Source organism: Halomonas marinisediminis, assembly GCF_004347715.1.
Taxonomy (GTDB): domain Bacteria; phylum Pseudomonadota; class Gammaproteobacteria; order Pseudomonadales; family Halomonadaceae; genus Halomonas; species Halomonas icarae.
The window spans coordinates 83,582-108,577 of the sequence record NZ_SLTR01000005.1; the positions used below are offsets into that span (position 1 = coordinate 83,582).

22 protein-coding genes are annotated in these 24,996 nt (G+C 64.1%); 8 read left to right on the forward strand and 14 right to left on the reverse strand.

Going from position 1 to position 24,996, the window contains the following annotated elements; all coding sequences use genetic code 11:
* Positions 1-7 precede the first annotated feature (7 nt).
* The 3 genes from E0702_RS05755 to nhaD form a co-directional block, all read right to left on the reverse strand.
* The gene (locus E0702_RS05755) at positions 8-1,225 is read right to left on the reverse strand and encodes a hypothetical protein (protein WP_240721681.1); all 1,218 of its coding nucleotides are present in this window, start codon (positions 1,223-1,225) and stop codon (positions 8-10) included.
* Positions 1,194-1,625, reverse strand: coding sequence for a hypothetical protein (locus E0702_RS05760; protein WP_132042024.1), 432 nt, complete (start codon positions 1,623-1,625; stop codon positions 1,194-1,196). The genes E0702_RS05755 and E0702_RS05760 overlap by 32 nt, the downstream gene beginning before the upstream one ends.
* A 222-nt stretch (positions 1,626-1,847) precedes the next feature.
* Entirely contained in the window at positions 1,848-3,326 is a 1,479-nt protein-coding gene (gene nhaD, locus E0702_RS05765; RefSeq protein WP_132042025.1) for a sodium:proton antiporter NhaD, read from the reverse strand.
* Between the two features lie 220 nt (positions 3,327-3,546).
* Here nhaD and E0702_RS05770 point away from each other — a divergent pair, with 220 nt between their 5' ends.
* Complete coding sequence (locus E0702_RS05770; RefSeq protein ID WP_132042088.1) at positions 3,547-4,254, forward strand: DUF3581 family protein; 708 nt, start codon at positions 3,547-3,549, stop codon at positions 4,252-4,254.
* Between the two features lie 14 nt (positions 4,255-4,268).
* On the opposite strand, the gene arfB is transcribed toward E0702_RS05770, so the two are convergent.
* From arfB to E0702_RS05785, 3 genes are read right to left on the reverse strand one after another with little or no spacing between them, the layout of a single operon-like run.
* The gene (gene arfB / locus E0702_RS05775) at positions 4,269-4,682 is read right to left on the reverse strand and encodes an alternative ribosome rescue aminoacyl-tRNA hydrolase ArfB (protein ID WP_132042026.1); all 414 of its coding nucleotides are present in this window, start codon (positions 4,680-4,682) and stop codon (positions 4,269-4,271) included.
* Positions 4,683-4,698: 16 nt separating this feature from the next.
* Entirely contained in the window at positions 4,699-4,911 is a 213-nt protein-coding gene (locus E0702_RS05780) for a DUF3820 family protein (protein ID WP_132042027.1), read from the reverse strand.
* Positions 4,912-4,946: 35 nt separating this feature from the next.
* On the reverse strand, positions 4,947-5,834 hold the full coding sequence (locus tag E0702_RS05785; RefSeq protein WP_132042028.1) for a sirohydrochlorin chelatase: 888 nt from the start codon (positions 5,832-5,834) through the stop codon (positions 4,947-4,949).
* Between the two features lie 195 nt (positions 5,835-6,029).
* Here E0702_RS05785 and nfsA point away from each other — a divergent pair, with 195 nt between their 5' ends.
* The 3 genes from nfsA (at position 6,030) to E0702_RS05800 (ending at position 7,787) form a co-directional block, all read left to right on the forward strand.
* Positions 6,030-6,761 carry an oxygen-insensitive NADPH nitroreductase gene (gene nfsA, locus E0702_RS05790; protein ID WP_132042029.1) on the forward strand — a complete coding sequence of 244 codons (732 nt, stop codon included), beginning with the start codon at positions 6,030-6,032 and terminating at the stop codon, positions 6,759-6,761.
* A 5-nt stretch (positions 6,762-6,766) separates the two neighbouring features.
* Positions 6,767-7,339: a nucleoside deaminase gene (locus E0702_RS05795; protein WP_132042030.1), complete on the forward strand. Its 573-nt coding sequence runs from the start codon at positions 6,767-6,769 to the stop codon at positions 7,337-7,339.
* Between the two features lie 100 nt (positions 7,340-7,439).
* Positions 7,440-7,787 (forward strand): hypothetical protein, encoded by a 348-nt coding sequence (locus E0702_RS05800; protein ID WP_132042031.1) that lies wholly within the window; start codon positions 7,440-7,442, stop codon positions 7,785-7,787.
* Here the strand turns inward: E0702_RS05800 and E0702_RS05805 are convergent.
* The gene (locus tag E0702_RS05805) at positions 7,745-9,913 is read right to left on the reverse strand and encodes a heavy metal translocating P-type ATPase (protein ID WP_132042032.1); all 2,169 of its coding nucleotides are present in this window, start codon (positions 9,911-9,913) and stop codon (positions 7,745-7,747) included. The two genes, E0702_RS05800 and E0702_RS05805, sit on opposite strands and share 43 nt — an antisense overlap.
* 124 nt (positions 9,914-10,037) lie before the next feature.
* Here E0702_RS05805 and E0702_RS05810 point away from each other — a divergent pair, with 124 nt between their 5' ends.
* Positions 10,038-10,511, forward strand: coding sequence for a MerR family transcriptional regulator (locus E0702_RS05810; RefSeq protein ID WP_132042033.1), 474 nt, complete (start codon positions 10,038-10,040; stop codon positions 10,509-10,511).
* On the opposite strand, the gene E0702_RS05815 is transcribed toward E0702_RS05810, so the two are convergent.
* Positions 10,502-11,503, reverse strand: coding sequence for an ion transporter (locus tag E0702_RS05815; RefSeq protein ID WP_132042034.1), 1,002 nt, complete (start codon positions 11,501-11,503; stop codon positions 10,502-10,504). The genes E0702_RS05810 and E0702_RS05815 overlap by 10 nt on opposite strands.
* Positions 11,504-11,539: 36 nt before the next feature.
* A complete protein-coding gene (locus E0702_RS05820; RefSeq protein WP_132042035.1) occupies positions 11,540-11,833 on the reverse strand; it encodes a coiled coil domain-containing protein in 294 nt (97 codons plus the stop codon).
* A gap of 424 nt (positions 11,834-12,257) precedes the next feature.
* On the opposite strand from E0702_RS05820, the gene E0702_RS05825 reads away from it, so the two are divergent.
* Positions 12,258-12,641: a hypothetical protein gene (locus E0702_RS05825; RefSeq protein ID WP_132042036.1), complete on the forward strand. Its 384-nt coding sequence runs from the start codon at positions 12,258-12,260 to the stop codon at positions 12,639-12,641.
* Between the two features lie 62 nt (positions 12,642-12,703).
* Here the strand turns inward: E0702_RS05825 and E0702_RS05830 are convergent, their stop codons facing one another.
* From E0702_RS05830 to E0702_RS05845, 4 genes are all read right to left on the reverse strand, one after another.
* Complete coding sequence (locus E0702_RS05830; RefSeq protein ID WP_132042037.1) at positions 12,704-14,113, reverse strand: GntP family permease; 1,410 nt, start codon at positions 14,111-14,113, stop codon at positions 12,704-12,706.
* A 251-nt stretch (positions 14,114-14,364) separates the two neighbouring features.
* Positions 14,365-15,585, reverse strand: a complete 1,221-nt coding sequence (pncB, locus tag E0702_RS05835; RefSeq protein WP_132042038.1) for a nicotinate phosphoribosyltransferase — start codon at positions 15,583-15,585, stop codon at positions 14,365-14,367.
* 190 nt (positions 15,586-15,775) lie between these two features.
* Entirely contained in the window at positions 15,776-17,002 is a 1,227-nt protein-coding gene (locus E0702_RS05840) for a GGDEF domain-containing protein (protein WP_240721682.1), read from the reverse strand.
* 154 nt (positions 17,003-17,156) lie between these two features.
* Positions 17,157-19,166 carry a sensor domain-containing diguanylate cyclase gene (locus E0702_RS05845; RefSeq protein ID WP_132042040.1) on the reverse strand — a complete coding sequence of 670 codons (2,010 nt, stop codon included), beginning with the start codon at positions 19,164-19,166 and terminating at the stop codon, positions 17,157-17,159.
* 594 nt (positions 19,167-19,760) lie between these two features.
* Between E0702_RS05845 and E0702_RS05850 the strand changes: the two genes are divergently transcribed.
* Positions 19,761-21,002: a sensor domain-containing diguanylate cyclase gene (locus tag E0702_RS05850; protein WP_132042041.1), complete on the forward strand. Its 1,242-nt coding sequence runs from the start codon at positions 19,761-19,763 to the stop codon at positions 21,000-21,002.
* A complete protein-coding gene (locus E0702_RS05855; protein ID WP_132042042.1) occupies positions 20,999-22,735 on the forward strand; it encodes a putative bifunctional diguanylate cyclase/phosphodiesterase in 1,737 nt (578 codons plus the stop codon). The genes E0702_RS05850 and E0702_RS05855 overlap by 4 nt, the downstream gene beginning before the upstream one ends.
* Before the next feature lie 46 nt (positions 22,736-22,781).
* Here E0702_RS05855 and recD read toward each other — a convergent pair whose 3' ends face one another.
* Positions 22,782-24,995, reverse strand: coding sequence for an exodeoxyribonuclease V subunit alpha (gene recD, locus E0702_RS05860; RefSeq protein ID WP_132042043.1), 2,214 nt, complete (start codon positions 24,993-24,995; stop codon positions 22,782-22,784).
* Position 24,996: the final 1 nt, after the last annotated feature.

Consider the following 24,996-nt stretch of genomic DNA (forward strand, 5'->3'; position numbering starts at 1 on the left):
CAGGCGCCTAGAAGCGCAGGGAGAGCTGGAAGAGCAGCATGTTCCAGCGCCGGGTGGTGGCGGATGGGTCCGGGTTGTCCTGCGCGGGTAGCCACCCCGTGCCATCCACGTGGTGGTACTCGGCCGCCAGCTTCAGGCGGTGGCTTACATTCCACTGCAGCCCCAGTGTGATGTCATCGGCAAACTGGCTGTGGGCAGGACCGGCTCCACTCGACTCATAGGCTTGACCGGAGCGATCATCGCGATTGCTGATCAGGCTGTCATAACGAACCAGCCACTGCCAGTCGTCATGAAAGCGGCGAGCATACTGCAGGTACCAGCTCTCGCCGGTCACGTCGAAGTTCAGGAAGGGATTGGCGAAACCCTCGAGTGTCGATTGGCGAATCGCATATTCCCCGGTGAGACTCCAGAGTTCCGCGTTGTACTGCAGCGACAGGATCCAGGGTTGGAAATGAAAGTCGCCACTGTTCATCCCGGAGGTTCGTGGTTCGAACCTGGCCTTGGCACTCGCTGCACTGAGTGCGGCGATGATTCTGCCACCATCATGTTCGTACTTGATCTGGGCGATGGTGGACTCACGCGGCTCAAGCTCACCTGGCGTGTCCTCCAGGCGCATGGTTCGGCGCAGATCGTCCTCAGCCTGGGGCTTGCCAAAGCCTATCTGTGTTCTCAGTGTGCCGTGTGGCAGGCTCTCTTCGTGATAGAGCGTGACGCCGTCACCGGAGAGTGCCAACGAGCGTGTCCTGTCGAAATAGATGGACTGGGGCAGCAGGATGCTCGGACGTGTAAAGGCGACATCACGTGTCTGGTTGTAGAAACCGAAAGGATTCTTGCTGCGCCCGAGCTGAATGCCGAAGGTCCGTTGCTGACTGGATACCATCTGATAGTCGAGCACCCCGTAGTCCAGGACTGGCCTGGCGTCTCTGCCGTCGCCGCCAGCCCGTCGACTGAGTACCTGGGCGGCAAGCAGCAGATCCTGATGGGGGCGAAGCGAGACATTGGCTCCGATCTCGGTATATTTAAGGCTGCCTCCGTCCTCGCTGCTGGGACCAAAGACATTATTGTCATCGGTGATCACCAGCGCCTGGCTAAGGAAGCCATGCATCTGCAGGGTATCCAGCACGCCATTGCCGGCCAGAGCCTGTCCCGACAGGCTCGTCAGGGCCGTCACCAGCAGGGGCGCGAGGCGTCTTTCAATCCATTGAAATGACTTGGACACGTTCATCCAGGTACTCCCTTTCCAGATAGCCTATTGCGCCGGGTGTGGTGGCGATGCGCTCGAGCATCTCGGTCTGGTGCCTCACGCGGTCCGGCGCCTGGCCGGTGCCGGAGAAGACCATGCGATCCCAAGCCAGCTGCAGTTGATGGGGATAGACAGTCAGGCGCTCCTTGACGAAGCGTTCATGGACCGGATGGCCGTTGGGCAGCACGAACACTCGAACAGCCTGACCATCCGGCCAGGTACGCTGGCGCATGGCAAAAATGGCTCGCGTGGTATCCCGCGTAAGGTGCTGAGTGGTGACATCGGCATGAGCGACAAGCAGTAACGTCTGATCGCTGGCAACGCTTCTTCCCCCCGCCAGGGCAATCAGACAGAACAGCAGGGCAGCCTTCAGCCACGCCATGTCACACCCTCGGATCGAGTGGCATCGCGAAACGGCAGCGAGGCGAGATGGCTGAGGAGTGTCATCTGCAAGGGAACTCTTGTCACGTCATGGGGCGGGTAGGGCGCTGAATGCCGCGGAGGTCCGGGGCAGGCTTCGGCTCATAAGCTACATGACGCGAAGGAGATGTAAAGCGGGACCTTCAACGTGGCTGCCCGGCGACGGTGCCGCCGGGCAGTGCGCTCAGCCGAGGACCTGAAAGCTTCCGGCATTGATCCACAGGTGCACGGCAATGCTGGCGGCATAGCCCAGCGCGATCACCGGGGCCCAGCGCAGATGGCCCATGAAGGTGTAGTTGCCGCGAGCCTGGCCCATCAGCGCCACGCCGGCAGCCGAGCCAATGGAGAGCAGGCTGCCGCCGACACCGGCGGTGAGAGTGATCAGTAGCCAGTGGCCCTGGGACATCTCCGGCTCCATGGTCAGCACCGCGAACATTACCGGGATGTTATCGACCACCGCCGAGATCAACCCCAGGGCGATGTTGGCCCAGGTGGCATCCCAGCCGGTGTAAAGCGCCTCGGAGAGCATCCCCAGATAGCCCATGTAGCCCAGACCGCCGACACACATCACCACGCCGTAGAAGAACAGCAGGGTATCCCACTCCGCGCGGGCGACACGATTGAAGACATCGAAAGGCACCACGCTCCCCAGCTGGGCGAGCTTCTTGTCGTCGCCGCGGCGAGCGTAGCGGGTACGCTTCTTCTCCAGCGAGCGGGGCAGGGTGCGACGCAGGAAGTAACCGAAGAACTGCAGATAGCCAAGCCCCGTCATCATTCCCAGGACCGGCGGCAGATGCAGGAAGGTGTGACAGGCCACCGCGGTGGCCACGGTGAACAGGAACAGCAGCACGATGCGGCGTGCACCGCGCTTGAGCCAGACCTCTTCCTCGAGGCTGTCCGGCTTGCGGTTCTTGATGAACAGGGTCATCACCACCGCCGGGATCAGGAAGTTGACCAGCGAGGGGGCCAGCAGCACGAAGAACTCCTGAAACTGGATCATGCCGGCCTGCCATACCATTAGGGTGGTGATATCGCCGAAGGGGCTGAAGGCACCGCCGGCGTTGGCCGCCACCACGATGTTGACGCAGGCCAGGTTGATAAAGCGCTTGTCACCCTCGGCAACCTTGGTCACCACGGCACACATCAGCAGCGCGGTGGTCAGGTTGTCGGCGATGGGCGAGATCACGAAGGCCAGGCCGCCGGTGATCCAGAACAGCTGACGATAGGTGAAGCCCTTGCGTACCATCCAGCTGCGCAGCACGTCGAAGGCGCGGCGCTCATCCAGGGCGTTGATATAGGTCATCGCCACCAGCAGGAAGAGCATCAGCTCGGTGAACTCGAGCAGGGTCTCGCGGAAGGCGTGCTCGGCCTCTGTGGGCATGCCGGCCTGCACATAGACCCAGCCGATCAGCGCCCAGATGATACCGGCGGCGACCAGTACCGGCTTGGACTTGCGCATGTGCAGCTTCTCCTCGCCCATGACGAGCGCATAGGCGAGGACGAAGATGCTCACGGCGACAAGGCCGACCACGGAGCTGGTGAGATCCAGCTCGCCGGTCACCGCGAAGGCGGCGGGGCTGAACAGTAGACAGACAAGCACGAGACATCCCGACCACCAGGCGGTTTGCCGGGGCCGTAGGGTGGGGTATCCGTAGGATGACATGGCGTTGGGTTCCGAAAACGAGGTTCGTGGGAAGGGTGAGAAAGCGCGCCCATTCTAACACCTGTAGTGCAGCGCAATATAGGCGCAAAGCCTTACCACCAAAGGAGTAGCGGTGCGGTCAGATGACCTCGGTCTCCCCCCGAGGCCGTTTTATGGCATCATCTGCCCTCCGGCAGCCGCCGGCCGCTTTCGGATCGCCAACGACGCAGGCAAGTCACGCATGTTTCTCGATGAATTTCATACGCTGGCAGGAGACCGCATCACCATCTCGGCGGAGCAGGCCAGCCGATTCGCCAAGGGAGTCGCCGGCGACTACAACCCCATTCATAACCCCGAGGCACGCCGCTTCTGCGTCCCCGGAGACCTGCTGTTCGCGCTGGTACTGGCGCGCTTCGGCCTCTCCCAGCGCATGGAGTTTCGTTTCCTCAATATGGTCGGCGATGGCACACCGCTCGGCTTCCAGGAGGGGGAGGATGGGCTGATTCGTGTCTGCGATGACGCCGGCAAGTGTTATCTGGAGGTCTCGCGCGGCGGGGCGACTACCCACGACGAGGCGGTCGTGGAGGCCTTTACGCGCTGCTATGTCTCGTTCTCGGGCAAGAACTTTCCACACTACCTCAAGCCGCTGATGGAAGAGCAGGGCGTGATGTTCAATCCGCGCCGACCGCTGGTGATCTACGACAGCATGGGCTTCTGCCTGGAGCGCCTCGAGGGTCTGGCACCATCACTGGAGCTGCTCGACTCCTCGCTGGAGGTCAATGGCAAGCGTGGCGACACCCTGCTCGAGTTCAGCATCCAGTCGGGAGACGAGCAGGTGGGCACGGGTTCCAAGAAGCTGGTGGTCAGCGGCCTGTGTGACTACGACGCCGAGGCCATGGACGAGATCGTCGCCGAATTCTATCGTCTCAAGGCCGCCTACGAGTCCTGAACAGGGCCGTAACATTACACCTTCACCTTGCCCCGCAGGGCCTTGGTCTTGCCCTTGCGGGTCTTGCTGTCCACCCGGCGACGCTGGGAACCGCGGGTCGGGCGGGTGGGCTTGCGCACCTTGTGCTGTTTCACCGCCTCACGGATCAGTTCGCGCAGCCGAGCCAGGGCATCCTCGCGGTTCTGCTCCTGGGTGCGAAAGCGCTGGGCCTTGATGACCACCACACCCTCCTGGCTGATGCGCTGGTCGCCGAGCGCCATCAGCCGCTCCTTGTAGAAGGCGGGCAGGCTGGAGCGCTGGATATCGAAGCGCAGATGGATCGCCGTGGCCACCTTGTTGACGTTCTGGCCGCCGGCACCCTGGGAGCGGATCGCATTCAGCTCGATCTCCCAGTCGCCAAGCTCCACGCTGTTGGAAATTTTAAGCATAAGTGTTCTCTGCAGGTCAGGCGCCGCGCAGCGGCTCGAGCAAGCCGCCCAGGCCGTTGTGATCGATCTCGTGCATCAGCGCAAGCAGGCGCCCCAGCTCGCTGTCCGGGAAGCCCTCCCGGGCAAACCACGCCAGGTAGGGCCCCGGCAGGTCGGCGAGCAGCCAGCCCTGGTACTTGCCGAAGGGCATGCGCAGCCTGACCAGGGTCAGCAGGTCCTCGGGGTTCACGTTGTCTCCTCGTCGATGGTGGGGTTGCGGCCATGCTACCGGGGTCGGGTCGCCTTGCCCATGGCCGGCAGCTCCACCAGCAGGGCCTCTCCCGAACGTCCCTGGGCCACGCGGCTGGCGAGTATCTCGAGGATGCCGGCGTGCTCACCCACCAGGCGTGTGGTGGCCACGCGCAGGCCGGGAGAGGCGGCCATGGCCTGTTCACAGATCTCGGCGATATCGCCGCCCTCGCCGGCATGGCGCCCCGGGGAGAGAAACAGCATGGCCAGAATCACCTCGCGCCCGGCCAACACCTTCGAGGCGAGCAGGTCGGCCAGCAGCGGCTCATTGAAGCGATACGCATCGCCATCCCGGCGCTCCATGGAGGCGTAGGTCACGCAGCCGACCTCGTCGGCCAGCAGCACGCCGAGCTGCCCGGCCACATAGTTGCGCACCGCGGCGACCTCGGGAACCGGGCTGCCATGGTCGACCAGCACCACCGTCGGTGGCTGCCTTTCGCTCATCTTGCGGCGCGCCATGACCTCACGCACGTTATCGGCCAGCAGCCTGGCCAGGCGCAGGTCGAGTCCTGTGAGGGTGTCCACCAGTGGCGCCGTTACCTTGATGCCGAGGTTCGGGTACCTTTCCTGCACTTGTGCCAGGCGCTCCGGCAGATAGCGGGTCAGTGCCTGGCTGGGACCGAAGAAGAAGGGCACGATCACCAGTTCGGTTACCCCCTCCGCCGCCAGGCGCTCGGCCAGCGGGCCCAGCGTCACCGCCGACTCGCCCTCCAGTTGCTCGGCCGGAATCTTGTGGGAGTGCAGCAGCGAGGCGGCTTGCACCGGTTCTCCGGTTGCCCTGGCCAGGGCTTTGGCCAGGCGGCGCAGATTGAGTGTGGCCTGGGGGCGCAGTGAGCCGTTGTCGACGAGCAGGATGCGTGGCATGGGAGCCTCGAAGTGATGGCACAAGAGGCTTCACCCTAGCCGTTGACGCTGGTGCTGGAAAGCATGCTGGAGCGAGACGGTACAAGAGGAGCCTGCATCGTGGAACAATGAGTCCGTTAAGCAACATCATGTGATGCGATGGCACACCAAGAGAGTGAGTGCGTCAACAGAAAGGCACATCAACCCAGAGGTCCCATGAATCCTACAATCGAGTTGCTCAAGTCCCACCGCTCCATCCGCAAGTTCACCGACCAGCCGGTCTCCCGGGAGCTGCTGGAGGAGCTGGTGAGTGCCGGCCAGGCCGCGGCCACCTCGAGCCATGTGCAGGCCTACAGCATTATCCATGTGAAGAAGCCCGAGAATCGCGAGGCGATCGCCGAACTGGCCGGTGGTCAGCGCTATGTGGCTACCTGCGGGGCCTTCCTGGTGTTCTGTGCCGACATGAAGCGTCCCACCGAGGCGGCCGAGCGCACCGGGGCGCGGGTGGTGCGCGGCATGACCGAGCAGCTGCTGGTGGCCAGCGTGGATACCGCGCTGATGGCCCAGAACATGGCCGTGGCCGCCGAGTCGGAAGGGCTGGGCATCTGCTATATCGGCGGCATTCGCAACAACCCTCAGCAGATCAGCGATCTATTGGGTCTGCCCGAGCATGTCTATCCGGTGTTCGGCATGTGCCTCGGCTACCCGGCCCACGACCCCGACGTGAAGCCGCGCCTGCCGGTGGAGGCGATCCTCAAGGAGGATAGCTACCAGGACGACAGCGAGCTGGTGGCGGCCTACGACGATGCCATGCACGCGTATTACCAGTCGCGAAGGGGCGGTCCCAAGGACTCCACCTGGTCACAGAACCTGACTCCACTGTTCGATACCAAGCTGCGTCCCCATATGCGTGACTTCCTGGTCAAGCGCGGCTTCGAGATGAGGTGACCACCATGCAAACGCTGCTCGATACCCGCACGGAAGTGACCCAGGCGGCGCTGGCCGCCATCGCCCATATGCCCACCGCCAGCCTGCCGGCGCTGATGGATGAGGACTTCGCCCGCCGCCTCACCGATGCCGACTTCATGCGTATCGCCGTGCTGCTGGCGCAGAAGAGCTTCGATGAGGGGGGCTGCCCCATCGGGGCGCTGATCATCGACAACGCCACCCGGCGCATCGTCGGCAAGGGCCACAATACCCTGGTGCAGGAGAATCACCCCTACCACCATGGCGAGACCTCCGCCATCCGCGATGCCGGGCGGATCGATTTCAGCCAAACCACGCTCTTCACCTCGCTGAGTCCCTGTGAGATCTGTGCCACGCTGGTCAGCATGCGCGGCTTCAGCCGGGTCGTGGTGGGCGATGTCACCAACGCCTCGGGCACCGAGCCGCTGCTCCAGAGCCGGGGTGTGCGGGTCGATATCCTCGAGGATTCACAAGGCATCGAGCTCTACGCGCGCTTCCGCGCCGAACGCCCCGAGCTCGATATCGAGGACTGGAAAGGGGTTGGTGCGGTCCGCTGCTGAAGACGACGATGGCCATGAGGGAGCAAGCCGTGCAGAGGCCTGGCACGGCTCATCCCGGGCCACATTTCCAGCTATCCGTTCACTCGAGGAGGACCAAGGCATGGAGATCCAGGACGCTACCGACCTCGCTCCGCGTCTGAGGGCGTTGCTCGAGTGCCTGCCCGCCGAGCAGCTGCCGATTACCTACCAGCAGGCCGCCGAGGCGCTGGGTCTTTCGCCGCCGCGCACCATCCAGCGCGTCGCCCTGGGCCTCGAGGCACTGATGCGCGAGGACGTGGCCGCCGGTCGCCCGCTGATCGCCGCCCTGGTGATCAGCCGCCGCGGTGACATGCCCCGGCAGGGATTTTTCGAGCTGGCCGTCGAGCTCGGCCGTCTTCCCGCTGACCCGGCCGAGCATGAGGCCGCCTATCGTGAGGAGCTCGAAGCGTTATTGGGCGAGAAGCGATAGCCCAGCAGCCGCATGGCATTCAGGGTCACCAGCACGGTGGCACCGGTATCCGCCATCACGGCAATCCACATGCCGGTGAAGCCCAGCGCCGTGGTGGCCAGGAAGATGGCCTTGAGTCCCAGGGCCAGAGCGACGTTCGTCTTCACGTTGTTGAGAGTGGCGCGAGACAGGTCGATCAGCTCGGCGATGCCGGTCACGCGGTTCTTGAGCAGGGCTGCATCGGCGGTCTCCAGCGCCACATCCGTGCCACCGCCCATGGCGATGCCCACGTCAGCCGAGGCCAGGGCCGGCGCATCGTTGATGCCGTCGCCCACCTTGCCGATGGGGCCCCGGCCGGCGGCCTGCCAGTCGCGAATATGGCGCGCCTTGTCTTCTGGCATCAACTTGCCGTGGGCCTCGATGCCCAGGCTGTCGCCGATGGCCCTGGCGGTGCGCACGTTGTCACCGCTGAGCATCACCGCCTGTACGCCGAGGCGCGAGAGGGCCGCGAGGCCCTCGCGGGCATCGGCGCGGGGCTCATCGCGTACGGCGATCAGGCCGAGCGGGCGCTCGCCCTCCATCAGCACGGCGAGGCTCTTGCCGGCCTCCTCCAGTGCGTTGACCTGTTCGCTCTGCCTATCGTCGAGGAGCCCCCGGTCGAGGAGGTGATGGGGTGGTACCAGGCCAAGCTCACGCCCCTCGACCCGGGCGGCAATCCCGCGACCCGCCACGGCGCGGCTCTCGCTAACCCGGGGAAGCGTGAGACCCTGCTGCTGGGCATGCTCCAGAATGGCCCGAGCGATCGGGTGGCTGGAGTCCTGCTCCATCGCCGCCGCCAGGCGCAGCACCTCGTGTTCGCCATGTTCGCCAGTCCAGTCAGCCACATCGGTGACACGAGGTGCACCGACGGTGAGCGTGCCGGTCTTGTCCAGCGCCACCAGGCGTAGCTTGCCCAGCTGTTCGAGCACGGCGCCGCCCTTGATCAGCAGCCCACGACGCGCCCCCGCCGAGAGGCCGGCCGCGATCGCCGCCGGGGTCGAGATCACCAGGGCACAGGGGCAGGCGATCAACAGCAGCGCCAGGGCGCGATAGATCGACTCCGACCAGGCCATGCTCGAGGCCAGCGGCGGCACCACCGCCATCAGCAGGGCCAGCCCGACCACCGCCGGCATGTAGTAGTAGGCGAAGCGGTCGATGAAGCGTGCCACCGGCGCCTTGGCGGCCTGGGCCTCCTCGACCAGGCGAATGACCCGCGCGATGGTATTGTCCTCGGCACCACGGGTCACCTCCACCTCGAGGGCGGCGTTCAGGTTCACCGTGCCCGCCAGGACCTCGTCGTCGACCGAGCGCGTGCGGGGCACGGACTCGCCATTGACCGGTGACTCGTCCAGCTCGGAGGTTCCCGCCAGGATGCGACCATCGCAGGGAACGCGGTCACCCGGCCGAATCATGACGCGCTGGCCCGGTGTGAGGGAGGAGGCCGACACCTCGCGAGTTCCCTGCTCATCGATCAGCCTCGCCGTCGACGGCGCCAGGTCGGCCAGGGCCGAGATGCTGCGTCGCGCGCGGGAGGCGGCCACGCCTTCCAGAAGCTCTCCCACGGCAAACAGGAACACCACCACGGCGGCCTCGGCGGCGGCATCGATCGCCAGCGCGCCCAGGGCGGCGATGCTCATCAGCATCTCGATGGTGAAGGGGTTGCGCATCTTCAGCGCCCCCCAGGCGCCCTTGATGATGGGCACCAGGCCCACCACGGTGGCCGCCACGAAGGGCCAGTTGCCCAGGGCCGGAAAGGTCATGCGCAGGATAAAGGCCAGCGCCAGCAGGCCACCCGTGACCAGCACCAGCCGCCCCTTGGCGGTTTGCCACCAGGGGGCTGGCGAGTCACTCGCCTGATGTCGCTGGTCACCGGGGACGACCCGATAGCCCAGCTCGTCGAGGGTACGCTCGATTGTCTCGTGGTTCGGAGAGCCCTGCGATGCCGGGACAATCTTCACCGAGCCGGTGACCGAGCTTGCCTGCACCTGCTCGATGCCCTCCAGGCGCCCCAGGGCGGACTCGACCTTGCGCTCGCAGCCGCCGCAGTCCATGCCTTCGACCCGGAGCGTCAGCGCCGAGGAGGCTTGCATAGCGGGTGAATGTTCCATGGTGGCACTCCTGCTGGTAGGTTACTGTCTCCAGCATAAACCTTGTAGCAACTATAGGTTCAAGGTGTAGGCTCAAGGCATAGGTTCAAATGACAGGTTCAAGCCGTTTGGAAGGAGCGTCATCATGTCGGAGACCAGGGCCGCCATCGGCATCGGAGAGCTGGCGCGGTGTGCCGGCTGCAAACCTGAAACGGTGCGCTACTACGAACGTGTCGGACTGATGAGTGGTGCGGTGCGTACCGAAGGTGGCCAGCGCCGCTATGGTGAGGAGGCCGTGAGGCGGCTGACCTTCATTCGTCATGCCCGGGACTTCGGGTTCTCGGTGGAGGCGGTGCGTGAACTGCTGACGATGTCGGATCGGCCCGACATGTCCTGTCAGGAGGTGGATGCCATCGCCAAGCATCACCTCGAGGAGGTGGAGTCGCGGTTGCAGCGCCTCGCGGCACTGCGCGACGAGCTGCGGCGGATGCTGGGCCAGTGTGCCGGCGGCAAGGTCGAAAGCTGTCGTATCATCGAGGTGCTGAGCGATCACCAGCTATGCATCAGTGAGCAGGCCCATGGTGGGGCCGGTGATCTGAAACAGGGCCCTCATTCGTAGCGCTGTCGCCACTCCTTCACCGCGATCTGCTCCTTGAGCAGCTCCAGCATGTCGACCAGCACCTGCTCGGTGACCTGTTCGGTGTGCGGGTCGGTGCGCAGCCAGGCATCGAGGCCGCTTTCGGCCAGATGCTCCACCAGGGTGGAGAACTCCGGCGACTGCAGCCCTGCCAGGGCCTCGTTGACCAGGCGGCAGGCCAGATCCGAGAGCGAGGCCTCGAGCCCCCGGGTCAACTGGCCGCCCATCGGCAGGCGCGAGAGTCGCTGGATCTCGGGACTCTCCGTCAGGGTACGGCCGACCAGACCCCGCACATAACGCAGGATATCGGGTCGGTTGTGGGTGTAGGCACTGCCGGCCATGGCCTCCAGGCGCTGGCTGATCTCCTGGATCAGTGCCTGCTGGCGAGGCCGCACCACCCGCTCCACCACGCCACCGGTGAGGGAGTCGCGAGAACGTACCTGGGCCTGGATGTTGCCCAGCATGCGGATGGCGATGCGGTCGGTAAGCTCCTCCATCAGAATGTCGTAGTACTTGGCGAGAACGGCATAGAGGTACCAGCGGCGTACATCGATCATCCCCAGCCGCTGCAGACGGTGCAGCAGCGAGATGACCCGCAGGACGCGCAGCAGACGGAAGCCACCCAGCGGAATGCAGCCGAGCACGTCGTACCAGTGCACGAAGGGGTAGAAGAACCAGCGGTGATAGCGCCGCTCGGCGATGGCCACCGCCCAGCCCAGCAGTACATCGAGAATAAATACCGCCACGAACGCCAGGTCGATGGTGAGAAAGTTGGCATGGACATGGCGCTCGTAGGCGCCGTGAAGGCCTGGCGTCACGGCCTCGAAGGCGCTGTTCAGCGGCGGCAGCAGAAAGAGGCTGTCGAACAGCAGCAGGGCCAGGTTGGCGATGACCAGCGCAATGATCAGCAGGTCCCAGGCCAGATGAACGCGTTCCCCTAGTGGGCCGAGAGAGGTGTTGCGGGCATCTGACATGGCGCCTCCTGGCGGCGGCATCGTCGTCCGGGGCGGTTACTTGAAGCGTGAGCGAGCCTTCTCGAAGGAGTCGCTCATCGACTTCCAGGCGCGCTCGGCACCCTCCTTGAGGTCATCCCAGGCGTCATCGCCGGATGCACGCATCTCCTCCAGCTTCTGGAGCAGCTCTTCACGCTTCTGCTCCAGCTGCTCGGCCTCCTGCTCCCGCTCCTCCTTGAGTCTGGCATCGGCCTCGGAGTGACGGGCCTGTGCCTTCAGCTTGTCGATCTCGGCCTGCCACTCGTCAAGCTTGGCGCGCAGCTTCTGCTCGTAGGCGTCTCGCGTGCTCATCTGTCGTTCTCCTCGTTGTGACGGTCTGGATAACCTCGCCCCCTTCGAAGCGCGGTGGGTCCAGGGAGAGCCCCAGCGCGGCAGGGGCGACACTCTTGATGACATGCTCCTTCGAAGATGACATCTCTCCGTCGGCGGGACAAGAGCATGCCGGGCCATGGTCAGTGAAGGGCGGGTCGATAGCTGCGGTGCTACCTTGAATAAAGGACAGGGAAGAAAGGACAGGCAGGCAAGAGGCGGGCCGATTCGCGGCAAACGCTGCCCGCAGCACTCTGCAGGGTCCTGCCATCCCCCTCCCTTGGCAACACTCGTGAGGATTCTTCCGACCACACCAGGAGTCACCGATACGCAGCCGTTTATCATCGAGCGTTTATCACCGAGCGTTCATCATCGAACGTTTATCTCTGAACAAGGAGACAAGACAATGAGCGATCAGCCTTCTGTCGTGCCAATTGAGGTGAAAACGGCGCCAGAGGCGGGAAAGGATCCCTTGACGAAGATGATCGAAATTGCCAAGGATGACAAGCTGTCGGACCGCGACAAGGCCGCCTTGATCACCTATTCCCAGCAACGTTTTACCAATCGGCGGCGCATGGCCTACATGGCACTCACCGCCTTGATCGGTTCACTGGCCTTTATTCTGGTTGCCGCGCTTGTCGATGGGCTCAACTGTCCGCCGGGCCAGACCTGCCAGGGCATCCTCGGTTCCATCGAGAATAGTCAGACCCTGATCGCCTGGATCATGGGCTTTCTGACGGCGATCGTCGGGGCGTACTACGGGGTTTCCGCCTGGCGCCCCGCCAGCTGACAAGCGCCCCACGACGACCGGCCCCCGCGCACTCGTCCTGAATAGCGGAGGCCGTGCTGAGGTCAGAAGGCGCCGAACAGGCTGCCCAGGGTGATGACGCTGATCAGCGCCAGCATCGGAATGATGATGGTGACCATGGCGATGTTGAGGTAGGACTGGCGGTGGGTCAACCCGCAGATGGAGAGCAGGGTGATCACCGCACCGCAGTGGGGCAGGGTGTCGAAGCCGCCGGCGGCGAGCACCGCCACCCGGTGCATCAGCTCCGGGGCGATGCCGGCCTGCTCGGCCAGCGACAGGTAGTCGCTGCCCAGGGTCTGCAGGGCGATGCTGAGGCCGCCGGAGGAGGAGCCGGTGATGCCTGCCAGTGTGGTCATGGCCACTGCCTCGGAGACCAGCGGATTGCCAGGCGCCACGCCGAGCACCGCGTCGCGCAGGATGGCGAAGCCCGCCAGCGAGGCGATCACCGCGCCGTAGCCCACCTCCGAGGCGGTATTGAAGATCGGCAGCATCGAACCCAGGGCACCCCGGTTGAGGGTGTCCTGCAGGCTTTGCCAGTGGCGTAGCCGGGTCAGTACCAGCCAGGCGCAGGCCGTCAGCAGGGCGATGATGATCGCCCACAGGCCGGTCTGGTTGGCCACCTGCAGCTCCGGATAGGCGGCACTCAGTGCACTCATGTCCAGACGGGGGAAGATCGCGTAGGTGAACAGCGCGTTGATTCCGATCACCAGCACCAGCGGTGTTATGGCCAGCATGAAGGGCATGCCATCGACAGGGCGACTGTCGCCCTCGGGAGTCAGGTTCGCCTCGCGGCTTTCGTCATGCTCGCCGTAGCCTTCACCTGCGGTCTGGGCGCGCAGGGCGCGACCGTTCAGCCACCACCAGCCGACCCCGAACATGATCAGCGCCGCGATGATGCCAAGGCCAGGCGCGGCGAAGGCGTTGGTGCCGAAGTAGGGAATCGGAATGGCGTTCTGGATCGCCGGAGTCCCCGGCAGGGCGGTCATGGTGAAGGTGAACGAGCCAAGGGCGATGGCGGCCGGAATCAGCCGCTTGGGAATCGCGGCGGCGCGAAACAGCTCCCGGGCGATGGGGTAGATGGCGAATGCCACCACGAACAGTGATACCCCGCCGTAGGTCAGCAGGCCACAGGCCAGCACCACGGTCAGGATGGCGTGGCGCACGCCGAGCACGCGGGTGATCCAGCTGGCGATGGCGCTGGCCGCGCCGGAGTCGGCCATCAGTTGGCCGAACAGCGCCCCGAGCAGGAAGATCGGGAAGAACTTCAGCAGGTAGCCGCCGAGCGCGCTCATGAAGGTCTCGGTGTAGATCGGCAGCATCAGGGCGATATCACCGGAGAGCAGCACCGCCAGGGTGGCCATCAGCGGTGCCAGCAGCAGCACCGAGTAGCCGCGGTAGGCCAGATACATCAACAGCAGTAGCGAGATGACGATCGCCAGGGTACTGAACAACATGCAGACGTCCTTGTAGTCGGAAAGCGGGACAGGCGGACCCCGTCGGGGTGGCGTGGTCCGGGCGGGCGCCCTCGGCGCGCCGCGGCGGCCGAAAGCAAGGCGGCGAATAGTTGCATATTTAACGATAAATGCAAGGCGTCCGGCGGGAAGGGCCCGGTGGGCGAATCAGGCCTGGTCGGGGGGCAGGTCGGCGACCGGGGTGCCTCGGCACTTGTCGAGGGGCATGCGTTGGCGCACCGGGTCCTCGGGGGTCACGGTCCTGGTGTCGGCGGCGTGTCGACGTTGAACACGCTTCTCAGGTAGTGGACATACTCCGGGTCGCGGGTGGTGGCCTTGCCCGGGGCGTCGGAGATCTTGGCCACCGGCTGGCCGTTGCACGAGACCATCTTGATCACGATATTCATCGGCGTCACCCCGGGCAGGTCGCAGGTGAGGCTGGTGCCGATGCCGAAGCTGGTGCGAATGCGCCCCTCCAGCGCCTGCTTGATGGCCATGGCCGAATCGAAGGTCAGCGCATCGCTGAAGATCAGGGTCTTGCCCCTGGGGTCGATGCCCAGGCGCTCGTAGTGGCGGATGCACTTCTCGGCGAACACCAGCGGGTCGCCGCTATCGTGGCGCAGGCCGTCGAACAGTTTGGCGAAGTAGAGATCGAAGTCGGCCAGGAAGGCGTCCAGGGTGATGGTGTCGGTCAGTGCCACGCCAAGGTGGCCGCGATACTCCTGGACCCAGGCCTCCAGCGCGGCGCGCTGGCTGTCCACCAGCCGGCTGCCCAACTGCTGGTGGGCCATCACCCACTCGTGGGCCATGGTGCCCATGGGCGCCAGGCCGTGGCGGCGGGCGATATCGACGTTGCTGGTGCCGACGAACTGGCCCGGAAACTCCTCGGCCAGCACGCCGATAATCGCCTCCTGCACCGGTTGCGACAGCCGCCTTCGGGTGCCGAAGTCGGCCAGGCGGAAGTCGGCCAGCTGGGCCGATGTGTAGTCGCGACGCAGCGTCCCCAGCTTGTCGCGCAGCCGGCTCACCGCCTGGTCGATGCTGGCGTCGGGGTGCAGTACCCGATTGCGCACCTCGCTGATGATCGCCAGGATCACGATCTCGAACAGGATGCTGTGCGACCAGGGGCCGTCGATGACGATGCACAGCTCACTGCCTTCCATGTAGGTGGCCACGTACTCGGGGCGAAAGCGGTAGAGCTCCAGGAAGCGAATGAAGTCGGGGGACAGGTAGGGAAAACCGCTCAGGTAGGCCGACTCGTCGCGGCTCAGGGCCAGGCTGGCCAGCCGATCGATCTGGTCGCGAATCTCGCCCAGGTAGGGCGCCAGGTTCTCGGCGTTGCGGCAGCGAAACTCCCAGGCCACGTTGGCGTTGGGGTACTTGTGGTGCACCCCCTGCATCATGGTCAGCTTGTACCAGTCAGTATCGAGCAGTGAGGTGATGATCTGGCCTGGTGCGCGGTACGCGGCCGCCATGGAGTGCTCCCTGTGTGGTGATGGCATCGATGGTCATCGTATCGCTCGGGGGCGGTCATGCGTTGCGTCCGGGGGCTGTATGGCGAGGCCCGCCGCCACCGACCTGCCACCACCCTGGCGGGCGTTCGATGGTAACGTGTTTGCCGCGGGTTCGCGAGTTGACACTCTACCCGGAGCGCAGCTACTCAGCTCAGAAAAAGGGGGGAGAGCCGCTGAAAGATTCCCCCAGAGTGGAGGGCGTGTCACCTACAGTCTCCTCGTGACTGATGACTACCCGGTTCCTGCCGCCGTGCTTGCCATCGTAGAGCGCGCGGTCGGCCCGCTGGATCAGCTCGTCCAGATCGGTTTCCTCGTCGAGAACTTCGGCGATACCGATGGTGACGGTGAGGAGGTGGTCGGGCATGGCCTCCATCACCGTCAGCTCTCTGACCTTGCTCCGCAGGCGCTCCGCCACCATTTGCGCGTCCTGCAGATGGGTCTTCGGCAGGGCCACGATGAACTCCTCGCCCCCGAAACGCCCGATTACATCCTGGGGTCGGAGGGATCGCCGGCAGGCTTCCGCGATCGCGGCCAGCACTCGATCTCCCTGGCTATGTCCCCAGGTATCGTTGATGGCCTTGAAGTGATCCACGTCGATCATGAACAGGCAGAAGGGCGCCTGGTCGCGCCGCGTGCGCCGTAGCAGCGTCTTGGCGCGTGTCATGAAGTGGCGGCGAGAGTCCAGGCCGGTCAGCGCGTCCTGCTCGGCGACCCTGCGCAGCTGTGCCTCCAGCGACTTGCGGTGTGCGATCTCCTCGACCAGCTGGCGGTTCTGTACACGCTCCTCCTGCAGGAGCGCGAACTGCTTGCGCTGCAGCTTCTCCAGGCGTAGCAGGGTGAAGAAGCCTACACCATTGGTCATGATAAGCAGCAGGGTGGTGCGCATCACGACCACGGCAGAGGCGTCCGCCGCCATCACGGAAGCAATCAGAAAGCCGATGCCCAGATAGAGGCTGGCGACTGCCGCGACGGGCAGCAGATTTGGGATGAGCAGATAGAAGGCCATGGTGGCGACCACGACTGCCGGCACCTGGGTTGTAAGGCTCTCGGGTCGCAAGGGAACGATCAGGATGATACCGGTTGCCAGTATCCAGAGTGGCAGGGCGTGCAGCCAGGCTGGGCGAGTATCGCTGCCTCGGCGTCTGATCATGAAGGCGAGGGTCAGGCATGAGACGACCACCAGGATGCGCATGGTGATCAATAGCGTGAACTCCAGGGTCAAGCCGGTATAAAAATAGTCCGAGATGGCAAACATGCCGAAGATCAGGGCCGCCACGCTTAGCGCCAGGCCGGTTTCCGTTCGAACTCGCGGCTGGATGCTTCGGCGATACAGCGCTTCCCTGCTCTGCTCGTGGAACTGACCGGTCAACCGGTGCAAGTGATGTGTGGTTCCTGGTGCAGGCAAGGCCAGGTTCTCCCCGTCCAGTTTGGGTTGAAGGGCATTGCGTCTCCCGTCGGGCATGGTGGACCCGAAGGCGACTGGATCCCGGGTCAGGATATCGGAACCGGGCGTTGCCAGACGTTTAATCGGCCTACGCGGTATTCGCTGACGCGGAGCCTTGTTGGGGCAGTGAGGCCGGCAACGCCACACAGACGCGATTGCGACCGCTGCGCTTGGCCCGGTAGAGTGCCTCGTCGGCATTCTTGAGCAGCAGCGGTAGTCGGTCTTGTTCGGGACGAGGGTGTGTGGCCACGCCGATGGAAACCGTGTAGTGAATGGCCTCACCCGAGGTGAGGGTTACCGGCTTTTCGGCCAGTGCCTGACGCAGTGCTTCCGCTCGGCGATGACCCTGAGCCAGATCGGCATTGGGCAGCAGCACGACAAACTCCTCGCCACCGAAGCGAGCCAGAATATCGGTGCCACGCAGCAGATGCTGGCAGGTTTTTGCCAGCTCTTTCAGTACCTCATCGCCTGCATCATGCCCATAGCGATCATTGACCGCCTTGAAGTGGTCAATATCCAGTGCCAGTGCGGTTAGGGGGTTGCCCTCGCGCTGGAGGCGCTTGACCTCGTTGCTGGCCAGCTCGTCGAAGTAACGTCGGTTGGCCAGCCCCGTCAGCGCATCACGGTAAGCCAGGTCCTCGAGGGAGCGTTCGAGTCTCGCCTGCTCACTGATGTCCTGCACGCTGCAGCGACCCACCATCAGCGTGCTGAAAGGGGAGAGTCGTGATGACACGCTGCACAGCACGGTCAGCCGCTCGCCATTTCGGCACACCAGGTCGGCACGATGCTGCTGTTGTTGACCACTGGCCAGGGAGCCCATCAATGCGTGGATGGTCTCCCGTGACTCCTCGTCCATCAGATCACTGATACGCAGGCGATCCACGATATCGTCGCGTTCATAACCCAGGTAGTCCAGGAGGGCACGGTTGACGTTGGTAATCAGCCCATCCGCCGCCACGGTCACATAGCCGATGGGAGCGTTCTCATAGAGATCCTTGAAGTCCGCCAGCTGCTGGCGCTGTGCCGCGCGCGCCGCACGTCGCTCTTCGCGACTGGTGATGATGAAGTGAACCAGTACCCCGGCCATCGCAAACAGGCCGGCCAGGAACGCCTTGAACCAGTTCTTGAGATACAACGCGCCTGCCTGCCACTGAGCCTTTTCGGTTTGTACCAGCATCGTCCACTCGGCGGCATAGGTATCGTTGATAAGCCCCCTATTGATCGCATAGTCACCATGAAAGAGGCCATTGCGGAAGTTGGCGATATCGAAGCGAGTGAAGCTGAAGAGGTCGTCGTTCAACTCCAGCTGCCCTGTCGGTTCTGCCTGCAGGCGCTCCCACAACCTCGGTTGCCATGCGGAGAGGGTGCGTCCGGGCTGCCCCAACATCCAGCTCCACTCATTTTCGCGCCGGTGGTTGAGCAACCAGTAGCCCTCCGAGTTCAGCAGCATGGCGCGGTCGACAGCGGGGAAGTGTGCGCGATACTGGTTGAGCAATCCGCCCGCCAGGTAGTTCAGCACCAGCAGGCCAGCGGGCCCCCCTTCGCCGTCGCCGATCATGCGCACCAGACGCAGCACCGGTTTGTGGGGCGTCTCGATCTTGCCCTGTTCGACGTTGAGGTCGAGCGGCGAGAGATAGACCTGGCCCACTTCCAGGTTCAGCCCTTCCTGGACATAGTAGCGTCCAGACTTGTCTTGCAGTGCCTCCTCGGGCACGGCATGGGAGGCGCCAGGTGCATGGTTGATGCGCACCCGCTCATGGCCCTGCAGGTCGATAAACCGGATCTGGTCGTAGCGTCCATACACATCGCTGGTATCGATCAGGGTGCGTTCCATCCTGGCCCGGTTGACGGCAGACGGGGTCGCCACGAAGTCTCTTACGCTGTCGAGCAGCGCGAGCTGGTGGGCATCCTGTACCGCCTTGAGCAGATGTTCCTGTAGCTGAGTCCTGGCCGTTCTCAGCAGCTGGGTGTGACGCTCGAGGGCTCGCTCCTTGAGGTTGGCGTCGTAGAGCGCCTTGCCGCCCCACAGCAGACCTGCCAGCACCACGAACACTACCGCGGTGGTATATGCCTGTGTCTTGAGTATCTTTTTATCCATCGTGTTTCCCGAGAGCGGCTCGCAAGGCTAGACCCGGTTTGCAGGGCTTTCGTAACGTTGTGCTTGAGCCACCGGTAATGGCTTGGTGAAGATTGCAGGCGATGATCATGCCTTCCCGGACGCCACCAATCCACCGCTTCGCATCACCTGCCTTGCCATCCGCTAGCGTGGCTGCGCGCCTCGTGAACATATCCTTCGTGCAATGTGGGCATGACTGAGGCTGGTCAGGAAAGCCCTTCAGGCATGGCGAGTCAGGTGGGGGGCTCAGCTCGGGCTTCAGTGGCTGGGCGCAGGAGGCTCGTCAATCAAGTGCTGGTAGATTCGAAAAATCTTGATGATGGTCAAGAAGGTGGCGAGAGGGTGTTATAGGATTATGGCTTTTTGACCGTGTTGCCTACTCTGTTGAGCCGGCTAATGTTCTGCACATTAACCGTAGCTCTGGACGTCAATCATAAGAGGAGTGCAGTGTGCTGAACCGACAGCTGGGCCGGCATGGGAGGTGGTATGACTGTCAAAAATAACCGTGCAGGAGTGAACCCGGTTCAGTCGGCCGGTAATGCGGGGGCGGAAGGCGCTACCTGTCACTGCAGCACGATGTCAGCCTTGCGCCAGCGCCTCAATCAACTCTCTACCGCGGTCGAGCAAAGCCCGGTCGCCATCGCGATCACGAACACCGAGGGGCAGATCGAGTATGTCAATCAACGCTTTGTCGATGTGACGGGCTACAGCCGCGAGGAGTTGCTGGGCAAGACGCCAGCCGTGATTCAGTCAGGAGAGACGGCACCCTCGGTCTACCGGGATCTCTGGGAAACGCTGAAGGCCGGTGAGGTGTGGCGCGGTGAAATGCTCAACCGGCGCAAGAACGGGGAGTGTTACTGGGAAGCCGAGGTGATCACTCCGGTGCGCGATGATCAGGGCCAGGTGGTCAACTATGTCGCTGTCAAGGAGGATGTTACCGAGCGCCGTCGCCAGAAGCGTGAACTCGAACTGTTGGCAACGGTCTTCAAGACCGGTCAGGCGACCATGATTACCGACGCCGAGATGCGGATCGAGCGTGCCAACCAGGCATTCACCGATGTCACCGGGTATCGCGAGGATGAAGTGCTGGGCAAGACACCCAAGATCTTCAAGTCGGGCAGGCATGGCACGGCATTCTATCGGCGGCTGTGGGACTCGCTTTTCGACACCGGCCATTGGCAGGGGGAGATCTGGAATCGCAACAAGTTCGGTGAGGTTTATCCGTTGTGGCAGTCGATCACCGCGGTATACGACGACGAGGGCGAGATTCGACATTTCGTCGCGGTTTTCCATAGTATCGCCGAGCGAAAGCGCATGGAAAACGAGCTGGAGCGCCAGGCAACACGGGATCACCTCACTGGCGCCTTAAATCGCCGCGCCTTCGATGACTCCCTGCGCCAGGCCCTGGAACAAGCCGAACGCGACAGCATGCCCTTCACTCTGCTGCTCTTCGATATCGACCACTTCAAGCAGGTCAACGATCGATACGGCCATGATGTCGGCGATGCCATCCTCAAGCGGCTTACCGAACGGGTGGCCAGCACGCTGCGTACCACCGATATCCTGTGCCGCTGGGGGGGTGAAGAGTTTACCATCCTGCTGCAGGGTACCTGCCTCAAGGGGGCTGCCAGTTTCGCCGAGCGCCTGCGATATCAGATCGCGGGTGCACGCCTCAACGGCCTGGAAGTGACGATCAGCACCGGTATCGCCCAGTATCGACCTGGAGATGGCATGAACTCGCTGTTGGCGCGGGCCGATGACGCCCTCTATCGTGCCAAGCGGATGGGGCGCAACTGCATCGTGGTGAAAGACGAATGACGGCCGCCCTGGTACATGCCGCCTTCCAGCAGGCGGGCGAGGCGATGGTGGTTGCCGATGCCGATCTCAAGGTGCTGGTCGCCAATACCGCCTTCGCAGAGTTGGCTCGCCTGGAGGCAGCGCAGCTACAGGGGCTTTGCCTGTACAAGCTGGTTGACGAGAGCTGCATGGCCATGGATCTTCGGGAGATGCTGCGCACCAGTGATCAAGTGAAGACCGAGTTCATGTTTCGGAACCATCTGGGTCAGAGTGCACCGGTGCTTCTCTCCCTGTCAGGGGTTCGTGATGCCGATGGCAAGCTGAGCCATTACATGATGGTGATCTCCGATCTGATGGCATTGACCGCTTCTGGCCGCAAGACTGGTCGGGAGGTGTGCTTTGATGCCCTGACAGGTCTGCCCAATCGAGAACTGCTCGGTCAGCTGATGAATGAGTCCATCGAACATGCCAGGCGGCGAGGCGCCCAGCTGGCGCTATGTGTTCTCGATGTTGACCACTTCAAGACCATCAACGACACCCATGGCCAGGAGATGGGCGACCAGCTGATTACCCAGCTGGCCCATCGCATCAGCCATCTTGTGCAGGGTGACGATATCCTGGCTCGTATCGGTGGTGATGAGTTTGCTCTGCTGCTTCAGCAGGGCGCTGACGAGGAGACGTTGGCGTGGCTGCTCAACAGCATCGCGGCGCCGCTATTTCTCAAGGGGATCATGCTAAAGGTGACCGTCAGCCTGGGGGTTGCCCTCTATCCACAGGATGATGTGGAGGGCGACGTCTTGTTGCGTCACGCCACTCAGGCGATGCATCGTGCCAAGCAGCAAGGCCGAAATATCTTCCATGTCTTCGACTCGCGGTTCGACCGTGAACTGCAGGCCAGGGAGGAACAGCGTCGTCGCTTTCAGCGTGCTATCACCGACAATGAACTCCGCCTGCACTATCAGCCCCAGGTCGATATGCTCGATGGCCGGGTAATAGGTCTGGAGGCGCTGGTGCGGTGGCAGCATCCCGAGAGGGGGCTTTTGCCACCGGGGGCCTTTCTTCCTTTGATCGAAGGCAGCAGCCTCGATGACCGGCTCGGTGAATGGGTGCTGGAGGCAGCATTGCAGCAGCTGGAGGCGTGGGGGCAGGAAGGCGTTAACCTACCGATCAACGTCAATATCAGCCCCTCCCACCTGCTGTCAGAAGACTTCGTGGAGCGCCTTACGCTGATGCTGTCACGCCATCCGGAGGTGCCAGTTACGCGCCTGAAGTTGGAAATACTCGAAAGTACCGCCCTGAGCGACTTGCCAGCGGCCCTGGAGACAATGCGTCGCTGTCAAGAATTAGGCATCGATTTCGCCATTGACGATTTTGGTACCGGCTACTCATCGTTGACCCATATGCGACAGTTGCCGGTCGACTTGATCAAGATCGACCAGAGCTTTGTGCGCGATATGCTTGATGACCCTGGCGATCTGGCCATCGTCGAGAGCGTTATCTTCATGGCCAACCGGTTCAAGCGACCGATGCTGGCAGAAGGTGTCGAGACCATCGAGCATGCCAGGCGGCTGTTGGCACTCGGTTGCACCCAGGCTCAGGGCTATGGCATCGCCAAGCCCATGCCCAGCAATGATTTGCCGGCCTGGCTCAGCGAGTGGTCCGAACGACATGATTGGACAGCGCTGGCCATGCAGGTCATGCCGCCTCCAGGAGAGAGCCCGACCAGCTCCGCGGCTTGCCGGCTCGGCAATTGACACAGTCACGGCACATGCCGGGCTCATGCAAGCAGGATATTGGCACTCAGCCTGCCATCCCGTGCGCTCCCAGCCCGCTCACCCGCATCACCCGCCTCTCCACCGCGTCCAGCAGTTGGCCGCGGCCGGTTTCGACAAGGCTGAGCCAGTGCCTGGCGCGGGTGATGCCGGTGTAGACCAGCTCCCGGGTCAGGATCGGGTTGGGGGCGTCGGGGAGCAGCAGGGCGGTGTGGGTAAATTCCGAGCCCTGGGACTTGTGCACCGTCATGGCGTAGACCGTCTCCACCGCCTGCAGGCGGCTGGGCAGCACCCACTTGATCCGGTCGCTGCCGTCCCCGGCCGGGAAGGCGACGCGCAGTGCCGAGGTGCCGTGGCTGGGCCCCGCGGATGGGGCCGCCGGCCGCGGCAGCGCCAGGGTGATGCCGATATCGCCGTTCATCAGTCCCAGGCCGTAGTCGTTGCGGGTCACCAGCACCGGCCGTCCGGGGTACCAGAGCCGTCGTCCGTTGCCGGTGTCGATCAACCCCTCCTTCTCCAGCGCGGTGCGGATGCGCTCGTTGAGCCCCTCCACGCCCCAGGGGCCGCGGCGCAGGGCACAGAGCAGCTGAAACTGGCCGTGGGCGGCCAGCACCGCGCGGGCCCAGTCATCCAGTGCCTCGACGTCTGCCCCTGCCGTTGGCGCGGCGTCTCTTATCGTCTCCAGATAGTGGCGATAACCCACCGGTGGCGGCAGCGGCTGGCCGCGTAGCCGGCGACCCTCGCCGGCGCCGGGGAAGCCTTCGGCGTGACCCGAGACCACCAGCCGTTCCAGGCGGTGGTCGTGGTCGGTGTCGAGCCTGAGATGCGAGAGGTCGGCGTAGCCGTGCTCAAGCACGCGGCGAATGTCGGCGCGCTTCTGCCGGCCCGGTACATCTCGATTGACCGCACCGGCGAGCTGGCCGATGCCGCTCTCGGCATCGAAGCGGTGACTGACCCGCAGCATGGCGATGGCCTGGTCCAGTGGCGCCCCAGCGGGGTCGAGCATCTCCTTAGGCAGCACCTGGCCGGTGGCCTCGCCGAGCCAGTCGGCGGTGGCCGGCGTGTAGTGGCCACCCTCGGCCCGGGCACACAGATCGCCCAGCACCGAGCCGGCCTCGACCGAGGCGAGCTGGTCCTTGTCACCGAGCAGCACCAGGCGGGCACGGCGCGGCAGGGCGTCGAGCAGCGCGGCCATCATCTCCACATCGACCATGGAGGCCTCGTCCACCACCAGCACATCCAGTGGCAAGGGGTTGCGCGCGTTGTGGCGGAAATGGCGGGTATCGGGGCGCGAACCCAGCAGGCGGTGCAGGGTGGTGACCTCGGTGGGGACCGCTTGGCGAAGTCGCTCGCTGTTGTCCTGGGAGGACTGATGAGTCGCCGATAAATCGGGCTCCCACAGGGTGGCCAGGCCTTCCAGTCTCAGGGAGCTGACCTGCCCGGCGATGGACTCGTTGAGTCGCGCGGCGGCCTTGCCGGTGGGGGCGGCCAGGCGAATACGCAGCGGGCGCTGGCCTTCGCTCAGGGCCAGGGCCTGCAGCAGGGTCAGCAGCTTGACCACGGTGGTGGTCTTGCCGGTGCCGGGCCCGCCGGTGATCACCGCGAAGGGCGAGCGGATGGCCAGGGCGCAGGCGGCCTTCTGCCAGTCCAGGGTATCGCTGGTGGGGAAGAGGGCGGCAAGCGCCTGGGAGAGTGTATTGGTCTCTGCTGCATGGGGAGCATGATCGGTGGCCCCTCCGGCGTCGCCCTCCAGCCGGGCGGCGATATGCTGCTGGATCGAGCGCTCATGATGCCAGTAGCGGCGTAGATAGAGCCGGGTGCCCTCGAGCACCAGCGGGGTGTTGCCGGGGCCGTCGCCGATGATCGCCGGGTGAGCGAGCGCCGTCAGCCAGTCGGCGAGGCTGAGCTCGGTGAGCAGCTGGCTGGGTCGAGGCGGTGGATCCTCCAGGCTGTCGCCCTCCGGTGGCAGCGAGAGGGCCAGGTCAGGCTCGGCCAGGGTCTGGGCCAGGTCCAGGCAGACATGGCCACGTCCGAGCTGGTGGCTGGCGAGTGCGGCAGCCAGCAGCAGCGGGGCGGGGGTGCCGGCCACCTCCCGGGCCAGGAAGTCGGCGAAGGCTCGGTCCAGGGCGCGCAGCCAGCCGCGCTCCACCCAGCGGTCGAGCAGGGCGAACAGCGCTGCGGTGTCGTGCAGGGCCTCGGTAGTGGGTGAGAAATCGCTCACGGTGGACTCGCGGTGACTCATG